At 58.2% G+C, this 12565-nt stretch carries 8 protein-coding genes; 7 read left to right on the forward strand and 1 reads right to left on the reverse strand.

What is annotated here, in order from left to right; genetic code table 11:
* The first annotated feature begins 61 nt into the window (after window positions 1-61).
* The 6 genes from SJY08_RS14070 to SJY08_RS14095 all read left to right on the forward strand — a co-directional run bounded on the left by SJY08_RS14070 (window position 62) and on the right by SJY08_RS14095 (window position 6751).
* On the forward strand, window positions 62-985 hold the full coding sequence (locus SJY08_RS14070) for a sugar ABC transporter substrate-binding protein (protein WP_377276393.1): 924 nt from the start codon (window positions 62-64) through the stop codon (window positions 983-985).
* Window positions 986-1048: 63 nt separating this feature from the next.
* Window positions 1049-2602, forward strand: a complete 1554-nt coding sequence (locus SJY08_RS14075; RefSeq protein ID WP_377276395.1) for a sugar ABC transporter ATP-binding protein — start codon at window positions 1049-1051, stop codon at window positions 2600-2602.
* 20 nt (window positions 2603-2622) lie between these two features.
* Window positions 2623-3705 (forward strand): ABC transporter permease, encoded by a 1083-nt coding sequence (locus SJY08_RS14080; RefSeq protein WP_377276397.1) that lies wholly within the window; start codon window positions 2623-2625, stop codon window positions 3703-3705.
* A gap of 108 nt (window positions 3706-3813) precedes the next feature.
* Window positions 3814-4698, forward strand: a complete 885-nt coding sequence (purU, locus tag SJY08_RS14085; protein WP_377276399.1) for a formyltetrahydrofolate deformylase — start codon at window positions 3814-3816, stop codon at window positions 4696-4698.
* A gap of 3 nt (window positions 4699-4701) precedes the next feature.
* A complete protein-coding gene (gene folD / locus SJY08_RS14090) occupies window positions 4702-5601 on the forward strand; it encodes a bifunctional methylenetetrahydrofolate dehydrogenase/methenyltetrahydrofolate cyclohydrolase FolD (RefSeq protein ID WP_377276401.1) in 900 nt (299 codons plus the stop codon).
* Between the two features lie 37 nt (window positions 5602-5638).
* Window positions 5639-6751, forward strand: a complete 1113-nt coding sequence (locus SJY08_RS14095; RefSeq protein ID WP_377276403.1) for a Gfo/Idh/MocA family protein — start codon at window positions 5639-5641, stop codon at window positions 6749-6751.
* A 166-nt stretch (window positions 6752-6917) separates the two neighbouring features.
* On the opposite strand, the gene SJY08_RS14100 is transcribed toward SJY08_RS14095, so the two are convergent.
* On the reverse strand, window positions 6918-9686 hold the full coding sequence (locus tag SJY08_RS14100) for an autotransporter outer membrane beta-barrel domain-containing protein (protein WP_377276405.1): 2769 nt from the start codon (window positions 9684-9686) through the stop codon (window positions 6918-6920).
* A gap of 1870 nt (window positions 9687-11556) precedes the next feature.
* Between SJY08_RS14100 and SJY08_RS14105 the strand changes: the two genes are divergently transcribed.
* Entirely contained in the window at window positions 11557-12564 is a 1008-nt protein-coding gene (locus SJY08_RS14105) for a 3-oxoacyl-[acyl-carrier-protein] synthase III C-terminal domain-containing protein (protein ID WP_300890365.1), read from the forward strand.
* Window position 12565: the final 1 nt, after the last annotated feature.

The following is a 12565-nucleotide window of genomic DNA, read 5'->3' on the forward strand; positions in this document are numbered from 1 at the left end:
GGAGGAGGCGTGCCGGCTTTCAGGGGTGTTGCCGGGCACCGAACAACATGTGGAGGATACAATGAAGAAAATCATGGCAGGAGCCCTTATGGGCATGCTGATGGGATCCAGTGCGATGGCCGGGAACATCGGCGTCTCGATGGCGAACTCCGATACCTTTCTGACCGTGCTGCGCAAGGGCATCGAGAAGGCTGCAGGCGATGCCAGCCAGCCCGTTCAGATCGAAATTGCTGACGACGATGTGCAGAAGCAACTTTCTCAGATCCAGAACTTCATCGCGTCCAAGGTCGATGCCATAATCGTTAACGCGGTCGATACTTCGGCAACCGCACCGATGACCAAGCTTGCCAACGATGCCGGCATCCCAATCGTCTATGTTAACCGTCAGCCCGCGGACGTTGACGCACTTGGACCTAAGGGTGCCTTCGTTGCTTCGAACGAAGTCGAATCCGGCACCTTGCAGACCAAAGAAATCTGCCGGATCCTCGGCGGAAAGGGTGACATTCTCGTGATGGTCGGCGATCTTGCCAACCAGGCCGCTGTCCAGCGCACGAAGGACATCCACGACGTGATTGCGACGGCGGATTGCGCGGGCATGAAGATCCTCGACGAGCAGACCGCTGTCTGGGACCCGGTCAAGGCTCAGGACTTGATGACCAACTGGATTGCCGCTGGCCACAAGCCGGCAGCCGTCATCGCCAACAATGACAACATGGCAATCGGCGCGATCAATGCCATGAAGTCCGCTGGCTGGGACATGAAGGATGTAGTCGTCGGCGGTATCGACGCGACCCAGGAAGCGCTTGCCTACATGAAAGCCGGAGACCTTGACGTAACCGTCTTCCAGGACGCCTTCGGTCAGGGAGCAGGCGCTGTGGATGCAGCCGTCAAACTCGCCAAGGGTGAGAAGGTCGACGCAAAGGTCTGGATCCCCTTCCAGCTCGTCACCCCTGAAAACATGGATCAGTTCGTAACCAAGAACTGATGTTAGACTGAACAGGCCCGCCGTCGACAAGGCGGCGGACCTGTCACTCGGGGAGGAGCTGACATGGCACGATCACAGGCAGTAAGCCCGCAGACCATGCAGGCGGTCAGACAGAGTGGTGCCGTACCACAGAGCGAATATCTGCTCGAGGTCTCGGACGTGCGAAAAGAATTTCCAGGAGTTGTCGCTCTCGACGATGTCCAGTTGAGGCTCCGCCGGGGAACCGTTCACGCACTCATGGGTGAGAATGGCGCTGGCAAGTCGACCTTGATGAAAATTCTCGCTGGCATCTACACGCCGGACAGCGGCAGCTTCAGGCTGCGCGGAATCGATATCCGCCTGAAAAACCCGCTCGATGCCCTTCAAAACGGCATTGCCATGATCCATCAGGAACTGAACCTGATGGCTCCGATGACTGTTTCCGAAAACATCTGGATCGGACGGGAGCCTCTGGGGCGTTTTGGCCTTGTCGACCACTCAGAGATGAACCGTCGTACGGCAGCCCTTTTCGACCGCCTTGGTATCGAAATAGATCCCGAGATCAAGGTCGGCAAGCTCAGCGTCGCCAATCGTCAGATGGTTGAGATCGCCAAGGCAGTCTCGTTTGACTCCGATGTCCTCATTATGGACGAACCGACCTCCGCTCTCACCGAGAAAGAGGTGAACCATCTCTTCCGGATTATCCGGTCGCTTCGCGAGGATGGAAAGGGCATCATCTACATCACACATAAGATGAACGAGCTCTTCGAAATCGCCGACGAGTTCTCGGTGTTCCGAGATGGCAAGCACATCGCGACTTGCAACTCTGCAGATGTGACACGCGACGACATCATTCGGATGATGGTCGGACGTGAAATCACCCAGATGTTTCCAAAAGAGCCCGCCTCCATAGGCGACGTAGTCCTGTCGGCGAAAGATCTGACGCTGAATGGCGTTTTCCGTGATGTGTCTTTTGACCTTCGTGCGGGCGAAATTCTTGGTTTTGCTGGACTGGTTGGTTCGGGCCGCTCGAATGTGGCGGAAACCATTTTCGGCGTTACGCCCGCCGATGCGGGAACAATCGAGCTTTTCGGGAAGAGGGTTGATGTATCGTCGCCATCAATTGCGATGGGCCACGGGCTAGCTTTCCTGACTGAAGACCGCAAGGAAACTGGCTGCTTCCTGTTGCTCGACATCCAGGAAAACGCCCAGATGGCCGTTCTTCAACAGGGCTACTCCAATCTAGGCTTTGTCCAACAGGAGAAGCTCAACAAGGCGGCATCTGACATGGCCAACAGGCTTCGTGTTCGCACGCCTGATATGAGCGAACCTATCATCAATCTTTCCGGCGGCAACCAACAGAAGGTGTTGATCTGTCGGTGGCTGATGACCAATCCCAAAATCCTGATCCTGGATGAGCCGACCCGCGGCATTGATGTGGGTGCCAAAGCCGAGATCCATCGCCTGATCTCCCAGCTCGCAAGTCAAGGTGTGGCGATCATCATGATCTCATCGGAAATGCCCGAAGTGCTTGGCATGAGCGACCGCATCGTCGTGTTGCATGAGGGTCGGGTCACAGGGATCCTGGACCGGGCTGAAGCCGACCAAATCAAGATAATGGAGCTGGCGTCGCGTTGACGACCAGCCGGGAGGAAATCATGTCAGATGCCACAAACGAACTCGGCGAGACGTCGAAGACGGGCCTCAAGAAGGTCCGGCGGCTGCCACCTGAAGTCTCGATCCTGGCCGTCCTGATCGGGATCGCCCTCGTCTTCGAAATCCTCGGCTGGTATGTGGTGGGTGAGAGCTTTCTGGGCAACAAACAGCGCCTCTCGATCATCGTACTGCAGGTGGCCGTTACCGGGATCATTGCCGTCGGTGTCACCCAGGTAATCATTACAGGCGGAATTGACCTGTCGTCCGGTTCGATGGTCGGTTTCATTGCCATGGTCGTCGCAAGTTTCGCCCAGACGTCGCTCAATGCCCGCGCCGTGTTTCTGCAACCGGAATATGCCGCTTTCGGCCTGGACTGGTTCATCGATTCCAGTCCGTTCTGGCCGATCTTGGCAGGTATTCTGCTCGGTGCGCTGCTTGGCTACCTCAACGGTCTGATCATCGCAAAAACTGGCATCCCACCGTTTATTGCGACACTTGGGATGATGGTTTCCGCGCGTGGTCTTGCCAAATGGTACACCGAAGGCCAGCCCGTGGCACTTCTGAACGAGAACTTTACCTGGCTCGGCCAGAGCTTCGATGTCTGGGGCTTTCCGGTCCCACGGACGGTTATCGTCTTCTTCATCGTGGCGACTATCTGTCATATCGCTCTCTGCTACACACGCTACGGCAAGTTCACCTACGCAATTGGCGCAAACCCACAGGCCGCACGCGTCTCTGGCATTGATATCGGGAAACACCTGATCAAGGTCTACGCGGTCGCAGGTGTGCTATCAGGCATTGCAGGCGTGATGCTTGCGGCCCGTGCACAATCAGGCCAACCAAATATGGGGGTCGCATTCGAACTTGATGCGATTGCGGCGGCCGTGATCGGCGGCACATCGTTAGCAGGTGGCGTTGGACGGATAACCGGTACCGTGATTGGTGTAATCATCCTCGGAGTCGTGACCTCCGGCTTCACGTTTCTCAAGGTGGGCGCCTATTACCAGGAGATCGTCAAGGGCGCGATCATCGTCACCGCCGTCGTGATTGATGTGCACCGCCAGAAGAAAAAATCTCGCGCCTGATTTCATCTCGTCAGGTGCGTAGAGGCGATGCGGCTCGGGGGAGCTGCATCGCCTCCCTCCCCTTGCACATCACTCTTTCGCACAGTTCATTCGGAGCGTCCAAGGCCCATGAAGACCTATGTATTGACCGTATCCTGCCAGTCGACCCGCGGCATCGTCGCTGCGATCTCGGGTTACCTCGCTGAGCAGGGCTGCAACATCGTCGATAGCTCCCAGTTCGACGACCTTCATACCGGCCAGTTCTTCATGCGCGTTTCCTTCATCTCGGAAGACGGTGCCAATGAAGCCAAGCTCGAAAAGGGCTTCCTCCCCGTCGCCGAGAAGTTCGGCATGAACTGGAACCTGCATGACGCCGCCAAGCGCATGAAGGTGCTGTTGATGGTCTCGCGCTTCGGCCACTGCCTGAACGATCTGCTCTACCGCTGGAAGATCGGCGCCCTGCCGATTGAGATCGTGGGAGTCGTTTCCAACCACTTCGACTATCAGAAGGTCGTCGTGAACCACGACATCCCTTTCCACCACATCCCGGTCACCAAGGCGAACAAGATTGAAGCCGAAGCTCGGATCATGGACCTGGTCGAGCAGACCGGCACTGAGCTGATCGTGCTCGCCCGCTATATGCAGATCCTGTCCGATCAGATGTGCCAGAGAATGTCCGGCAAGATCATCAACATCCACCACTCCTTCCTGCCCTCTTTCAAGGGCGCGAACCCATACAAGCAGGCATTCGAGCGCGGCGTGAAGTTGATCGGAGCGACGGCCCATTACGTCACCGCCGATCTCGACGAAGGCCCGATCATCGAGCAGGACGTTGCCCGCATCACCCATGCACAGTCAGCCGACGATTACGTCTCGATTGGCCGCGACGTGGAAAGCCAGGTGCTGGCGCGGGCCATCCATGCCCATATCCATCACCGGACCTTCATCAACGGCAACCGCACTGTCGTCTTCCCGGCAAGCCCGGGCTCCTACGCCTCCGAGCGCATGGGGTGACACATGACAGTTATCATCGACGGAAAGGCAGCCGCCGCTTCGGTGATCGAAGCAGTAACCTCGGCAGCGACGACGCTGGAGAGCTCTGGCCATCGCAAACCCGGCCTCGCCGTCGTCATCGTCGGTGACGACCCGGCGAGCCACGCCTATGTCGGCGCGAAGAGCCGCATGGCCAAGCAGTGCGGCTTCAACTCCATCCAGCACACGCTGCCCGAGGACACATCTCAAGCTGACCTGATGGCGCTGGTTGCCTCGCTCAATGCCGATCCCGAAATTGATGGGACGCTCGTCCAGCTTCCGCTTCCCAAGCATCTGGACACCGAGCAGGTCATTCAGTCGATCCTGCCGGAAAAGGATGTCGACGGGCTGCACATCGTCAACGCCGGAAAGCTGGCGACGGGCGATCTGAAAACCGGGCTGATCTCCTGCACACCCGCCGGAGCCATGATCCTCGTGCGCCAGATCCACGGTCACGATCTTTCAGGCCTCAACGCGCTGGTCATCGGCCGCTCCAACCTCTTCGGCAAGCCTATGGCGCAGCTTCTGCTCAACTCCAATGCCACCGTCACCATCGGTCATTCGCGCAGCCGCGATCTGCCGGAACTCGCCCGTCAGGCTGATATCCTGGTCGCGGCCGTCGGCCGTGCCGAGATGGTCAAGGCTGACTGGTTGAAGCTCGGTGCAACGGTTATCGATGTCGGCATCAATCGGGTGGCCGCACCGGAAAAGGGCGAGGGCAAGTCCAAGCTTGTAGGCGATGTCGCCTTCGCCGAATGCAAACCCATGGCAAACGCAATCTCTCCCGTTCCGGGCGGTGTCGGCCCCATGACTATCGCCATGTTGATGGCCAACACAGTCATCGCCGCCCATCGGAGGGCGGGTATCGTAGCGCCACAGTTCTGAGCGCAAGTTACAGAATTCTAACCCCCGGGAGGGCGACATGGGACTGGGAGTAGGACTGATCGGTTCTGGTTATATGGGCAAGTGTCACGCGCTTGCATGGACATCCGTCGCAACGGTATTCCCGGATGTACACCGTCCACGGCTCGTCGCGCTCGCCGATGCAACCTCAGAACTTGCACTTCAGCAGGCTCAAGCTTTTGGCTTTAGCAGAGGCACCGGAGACTGGCGCGATCTAATCTCCGACCCAGCGATCGACGTGGTCTCTATCGCGGCCCCAAACCAGTTTCACGCGGAAATGGCCATCGCGGCGCTGGAATCCGGCAAGCACGTCTGGTGTGAAAAGCCGATGGCAACGTCCCTCGAGGATAGCACCCGCATGCTAGATGCCGCGAGACGCTCAGGGAGGACGGCGATCCTTGGCTACAATTACATCCAGAACCCGATGATCCGGCACGCACGCACACTGATAGCCGAAGGCAAGATTGGGATCGTCAATCACATCCGCCTCGAAATGGATGAAGATTACATGGCAGACCCGGCCGAGCCCTTCTACTGGAAAAGCGAACAGAGGTCGGGATACGGCGCACTCGATGACTTTGCAGTTCATCCGCTTTCGCTCCTGTCTGTTCTTCACGGACGCATCACCTCCGTGGTCGCCGATATGGCCAAACCCTATTCGGAACGTCCGACGAGGGATGGTGGTCGTCGTACCGTCGAGAACCACGATATCGCCCAGGCCTTATTCAGGACTGACACAGCCGCCTCGGGCGTTCTGATGGTCAATCGTTCCGCGTGGGGAAGAAAGGGACGGATTTCGCTGCAGATTTTTGGTTCGAAAGGATCAATTCTCTTCGACCAGGAGCGGATGAACGAGCTACAGATTTTTTCAACAAATGATCCGACGAACCTTCAGGGGTATCGTACGATCCTGTCGGCTCCGGACCATACGCCCTATCGCCAGTTCATCCCCGCACCGGGCCACGGCCTAGGGTTCAACGAACTCAAGGTGATCGAGTGCTATGAGCTGCTGCAGGCAATTTCTGGCAGCCGCGGCGCTCACGTGATCGACTTTGAACGCGGTCTTGAGATTGAGCGAGTGGTGCACGCAATGGCGCAGTCGGCACAGGACGGGAAATGGGTCGACGTGTAGCGCGCTTTGCTTGCAATAGTGCCTGACATTTCTTGATGTTCAGCTATCGGCTTCTGGTCGAGAACCTGCAAGGCATAGCCCTTGGAATGGGGACGTAGCGGTGATCGTTTCCGAAAGTAGGGCATATCGGCCGACGATTCCGGCTTGTCGCGAAAGCAAGTTAGTCTCAGAAGATCTTTCGCATCCAGAAGCTACCTTTGAGAGAATGACTGGAAGAATGATCAGACAAGTCGCTGGCCAACGTAACGTCGCTGCCGAGAGCAAAACCGTCGACGTTTGCATGGAGAACGCCGCCAAGCCCTAGTTCGCCCGTCCATGGAGCGCGCGGATCGACCACCGGCACACCACCCACCAAGACGGATGTCTCGCTGATCATCTCATGCGTCAGATTGACGATGCCATAAATGCTGATGCGTCGATCGGTGCCATACGGCGTCGTCCAGTCATGCGCCCGCTCGACATGCAGTCCCATTCGCGCGGCTAGCCTGCGACCATCATCAACAGCGACTATGCCACCGGCCTTAGAGGCAAAGCTGTCGAAGGACAGGGTCGAATAGGTTAGCTGCGCCTGCGGTGTCAGCGTGAAGTCGTTAGCGATTGAAAGCCGCTGGCCCACTTCCAGAGATAAGACCCCACCCAGCCCATCATTACCCTCAGCAAGCGATCCCATACTCGATGAGTGAAGATCGCTGTCGAACCAGGCAAGCCGTCCCTGCAGGTCCGCGTAGAAGCCTGATGGAGTATCCCAAGCTGCCGTCAGGCTCGCGCCACGGGCTTCGCTCGCAATGCTGCCATTTCCTGCCTCCGCCTCGATCACGGTTGAGACCTTGCCGACGAACGCTTCTCCGACCAGTGTCAGGCGACCGCGTTGATCGTCGATCACCGGAATATCGATTGTGCCGCGTAGCATCCAGGACTGACTGTCGGTCGCCGATTGTGCCATCGCGCCGCTAGCGTCTCGCTTTTCGGAAATGCCCTCGGTTGTGATCCGGAACGCTTGTCTGACGCAACCTTCCGCCCCGTCCCCAGCACCATCAGGACAATCATCGAACTGGCGACTTCCGAGCCTTTGATCCCGACGCCGTACGCTGTTGAGCAGGCCCAGCGTATGGAGATAGTTCTCGTAGACCGGCGCAACGGGCGACAGGCTTGCCGTCAGATACCAGTCATTGGCCAATGCCTGAAGATCATAGCGATATAGTCCGCTCATCAGAGGTTGAGAGAGGTAGAAGGCATCTGCAGCCGTCGTACCTGTGACGTCGATCAGCCGGACGCGTCCCCCCTTGATGGCGCTGGTCGATCGATCGGTAATTGAGAGCCGCGTCCGCCCCGTCACGTCCCCGCTGATGCTGAGCGTGTCTGCTGATCCAGTTGCCAGGTCTGTGTCGAGCGCCAGCACACCGGTCCCGGTATAGTCCTCGGTTACGGTCAGGACATCACCCACGACACCGTCAGCCAGCGACATAAGACCGTCGTTGTCGATCGTCCCCGTGACAGAGAGCAGGCCAGTGCTGCTACCGCGCGCCAGAAATCGCGAACCGCTGTCGATCGCGAGGTCACCCGAAAGTGCAAAGGTCGAGCCAAGATTGACGGTGGAGCTGTTTGACAGTCTGAGCCCGGTTGCCGCATCGTCGCCGACAGACAGCGCTGTGTCGGAAAAGGAGAGTGTCGAGGCGGAGAGGTCGATCACTTCCCAATTAAGCAGCCGTGCTCCTGCAACCGTCGCGGTCACGCCATTGAGTGTCAAGGTGTCCACCATGCCGTCCGCGGAATCCGCGTCGTCGCCACCGTCGAGCGTCTGACTGCCGTCGAATCCAGCGCCTGCCCCGATCGTCGCAGTGTCAGAACCGTCCTGACCGAAGAAGCCACCGATAAGCTGTCCGCCGCTCCAGGTGAAACTGTCGTTGCCCTCGTTATTGGTGATACCGTCATCGCTGGCGGCGGCATCCCGGTCGTCTCCGTAGATGTTGCCGGTGAGCGTTCCGCCTGTCAGGGCGAGGCTATCGTCACCCATACCAAGGACGACGTCTCCACTGATCGTTCCGGCCGTGGTGATCGCGGTCGCGCCGCCAGTGGTGGCGAGCGTCGCTCCGTCGCGCAGGGCCGTTCCCGAGGCCGTTCCGTCGATGGTCGCGGTCGAGCCGATCGTGACCGTACCCGCGCCGTCGCCCAGCAACTGGATCGCGACGCCCGTACCGGAACCACCGGTGACTGTGGCGCCATCGACACTAACCTCCCGCGCACCGGACCCACTGTTCTCTACCTGGATAGCGTCGGAATTGGCACCGCTCGCTGTGATCGTGCCACCACTGACGGACACCGCGGCCGTTGCGCCGCTCAACGTATTGTTGACGCGCGCAGACAGGCCGTCGCTGCCGCTCCCATTGATCTGGACAGTACCGGCATCAACCGTGACCCGCGCGTCGCCGAGGCCCGCATTTAAACCATACAGCCCGCGTGAACCGGAGCCGTTTGTGCGGACCACGCCGCCCTGCATGATCGCGTCTGCATCGGCCGTGCTGGTCGTCGAAGCGACATGGGCGTGCAGCGCCGTCCCGGATGTGCCGTTCATCGTGATGGTGCCGCCGCTGATGCGTGCGGTTGCCGTTCCCGACCCGTTGGTCAAGGCGTAGATGCCGGCCGTGGAATTGCCGTTAGTGGTAATGCTGCCACCACTCATGAAGACGCTTACCGCAGAGGCGTTGGATGCGTTCAAGATTCGCGCGCGCATGCCGTTGCTGGAATCGCCGAAAGTGGTAATCGAGCCGCTGATCAGGTTGGCCGTCGCCGCCCCGAGCGCCTGGTTGAAGGCATAGATGCCCATCTTGGCGGGGTTGGTTGTGACGATTGTGTCGAAGGCCGTTCCGGTGATGACGATCGCATTTGTATGCGAGCCTGTGCCCGTCACGATGACACCGTCATTACCCACGGTCATGGCCGGGTTGTTCAAGTCAAGGGTGAGCCCGTCAGAGCCAGGATAGGTGATGCCGCTCGGATAAGAGTTGGCACTGCAGGTCAGGCTATCGGCACCGGCTCCGTCCGCCCCACACTCAGCGTCAGCCTGTGCTGTCGGGACTGATTGCATCAAGAACAGCAACATTAGCGCCGGGAGCAGAGTGACGGGCAGAGCGTTGCATGATTTTCGATCGCGCCTCCATCTCAGCAGTCTCCGCGAGACGAAAAAACCTCTCCAGAACTGCATGCGATGCCTTCATCTATGTCCGGGGCTACCAGTGGAGAGGTACCGAACCTGAATCCCACAATGTTCGAATTTTCGAATTTCCATTATGGTTAAGAAGTCTTGAATATTGAGTTAACACAGGGCTTTGCGCCGGCCTCTGGTGCAGTTTTCGATATGCCTTCTAGCGCGGCATGGGAACCAACACTCGGAGTATCAGGGCCCGGCGCAGCGATCGCGTGACCATCCGGTAGCGGGTGAACAAGCTTCTGATCTACTCGCACGCCAACACTCTTAGGCTACTGGTCCATCGCAAAGTGCTTGCCACCCAGGCCACACGCCCTGCCGCCAGTTCATCTCGGCACCAGATGACGGTCTGGCGTTCAACGAGTTTAAGATGATCACGAGTCACGTATTGCTGCAGCCGATCTTCGGCAACCGCTGAGCCCATTTAATCGGCTACAGCCGCGGCGGTGAGAACGAGCGCGTGGCGTATTCGATGGTGGAGAAGCCGTAGTGTCTGCTTCTGGGACGCAGAAGTCGGTCGTTGAATGGCAAGAATGGAGGCGCACAGCGGACACGCGAAAATGCTCACCTCACCTCCGGCTTGACGCACTTAAGCGGAAATAATTGCCGCTCTCCCGCTATGTTGACGTCGGCCCAAAGCCAGGGCACATAGATGGCATCCACGGTCGCTCGCGGCAGGAAAACAGAGGAAAATCAACGGCGATTTTGTTAAGCCTTTGAAATCATGTGAGAATCCAGGTTCCCCAGCCAATTCTCCCAAAAACCACTGATTCTCACGTTTTTTCGTCGTGCCGGATCCCGTTTTGGCGTCATCGGCGACCTGATGCCCAAAACTGATGCCCAAAGGTGAGCCCCAAGCCGAAATCGGCACGAGGTGACCTCAGGGCATGATACAGGGTGTCTTCGTCATGGCTGTCCGCCAAGGCACAAAGATGGTGTCCATGGTCGCTTGCGGCAGCAAAACAGAGGAAAATCAAAGGCGAATTTTTTAAGTCTTTGAAATCATGTGAGAACCCACGTTCCCCAGGCGAGCCAGTTTAGGTCGGTTTTCCGATGAAAATCAGCGACTATTTCTCAAAGAAAAAAGCGACGCCTTCTCAACAACTTGAGCAGTCACGGCTGCTGTTCTTCAGTCCATCCGTCGTGCTGCCACGGGTCTCGCGAAAAAGGCTGGGGACCCAAGAACGATAACTGCAAAGGGGCCGAGAGCGGACTGGGTGCTGGGCTGCTGCATTCACCCAACGGATCGATCATTACCAGGTCCTGTTGACTAAGTAAGGCAGCCAAATCTTTGCGGCGGCCCGAGCAAGAAATGCGGAGAAGGATTCTCGGGTTTTGTCAAATCGGGTCGCATGCGACGAAACTGCTTGAGACGATTGCACATCCGCTCGATGATCATGTCCCGCCGCGAGCCCAATTTGCCTGCCAAAAAAGCAGTCTTGAATTACGTTTCCCTTGATTTTGGAACCAATTTTGACAACAGTTCCTGTAATCAAGCCGGGACAGCCAAACTCTGCTTTCGCCGAAGCCTATGCAGTTCCGGCCTTGTTTGCGAAACCGGATGTGACCAAGTAAAGCTTCCAATATGGATCTTGGTCGAATGAGCGGCGATATTCGTCGGTTGCGTATAGCCGGGACGGGACATTTTGTTCCGTCCCGGGTCCTTTTGTCGACGGACCTCGATCGGGAACTGGGCTTAGAAGAGGGTTCTCTTGAGCGACTATCCGGCGTGTTCAGCCGACATGTGTGTCAGGCAGAGGACGATCAGATTGCAATGGCTGTCGCCGCTGCAAACCTTGCGATGCAAAAGGCGGGCATGGGCCCTGAGGACATTGATCTTGTCATCGGCGCTTGTGGTGTTCCCTATCAGCCCCTGCCGACAACCGCCCCGCTGGTGATGGACCGGCTCGGCATTGCCGCTGGCCGTGCTGCCGCCTTCGATGTCAATGCGAGCTGTCTCAGCTTCCTGGCCGCTGTTGATCTGGCCGCCGACCGTATCGCGATGGGACGGGCACAGGTCGCCATTGTCTTTTCTGCAGATATTGCCTCGAGGGCGCTGCCTTGGCACGATCAGCCGGATGTTGCGGCATTGTTCGGCGATGGGGCGGCTGCAATCGTGCTGGCGGCCGCTTCCGAGGGTGACAGTTCAATCCGTGCCAGTCTCATGCGCAGCTATCCTTCAGCCTATGACGCTTGCGGAATCGGTGCGGGCGGTACGCGCTTCGATTTTCACCGGCAGCCGGATGAATTCGCCGCCCATGCCTCCTTCCGTATGGATGGCAAAGCGCTGTTTCGCGTCACGCATCGTCATTTCCCCCGCTTCGTCGACGAGCTTCTCACCGCTGCCGGATGGACGGCCGATGATGTTGATCTGGTGGTGCCGCATCAGGCCAGCCCTTTGGCGCTGGAGCACATGATCAGGCAGACCGGGATGGCGGCTAATCGGGTGGTCAATATTACGACGCGATTTGGCAATCAGATAGCAGCCTCTATTCCGACGGCGCTCGATATCGCCTGGGCTGACGGGCGGATCAGCAAGGGAAGCAAGCTTCTCATGCTCGGCACATCGGCCGGTGTGTCCTTTGGCGGCATGGCGATAGAGGTTTGAA

Origin of the sequence: Rhizobium sp. R86522 (genome assembly GCF_042466255.1) — a bacterium.
Classification (GTDB): Bacteria; Pseudomonadota; Alphaproteobacteria; order Rhizobiales; family Rhizobiaceae; genus Allorhizobium.

Bases quoted from the DNA above. Each gene is read 5' to 3' on its own strand.
- SJY08_RS14070 (WP_377276393.1), top strand. From the start codon at position 62: ATGAAGAAAATCATGGCAGGAGCCCTTATGGGCATGCTGATGGGATCC.
- SJY08_RS14075 (WP_377276395.1), top strand. From the start codon at position 1,049: ATGGCACGATCACAGGCAGTAAGCCCGCAGACCATGCAGGCGGTCAGA.
- SJY08_RS14080 (WP_377276397.1), top strand. From the start codon at position 2,623: ATGTCAGATGCCACAAACGAACTCGGCGAGACGTCGAAGACGGGCCTC.
- purU (WP_377276399.1), top strand. From the start codon at position 3,814: ATGAAGACCTATGTATTGACCGTATCCTGCCAGTCGACCCGCGGCATC.
- folD (WP_377276401.1), top strand. From the start codon at position 4,702: ATGACAGTTATCATCGACGGAAAGGCAGCCGCCGCTTCGGTGATCGAA.
- SJY08_RS14095 (WP_377276403.1), top strand. From the start codon at position 5,639: ATGGGACTGGGAGTAGGACTGATCGGTTCTGGTTATATGGGCAAGTGT.
- SJY08_RS14100 (WP_377276405.1), bottom strand. From the start codon at position 9,686: ATGACCGTGGGTAATGACGGTGTCATCGTGACGGGCACAGGCTCGCAT.
- SJY08_RS14105 (WP_300890365.1), top strand. From the start codon at position 11,557: ATGAGCGGCGATATTCGTCGGTTGCGTATAGCCGGGACGGGACATTTT.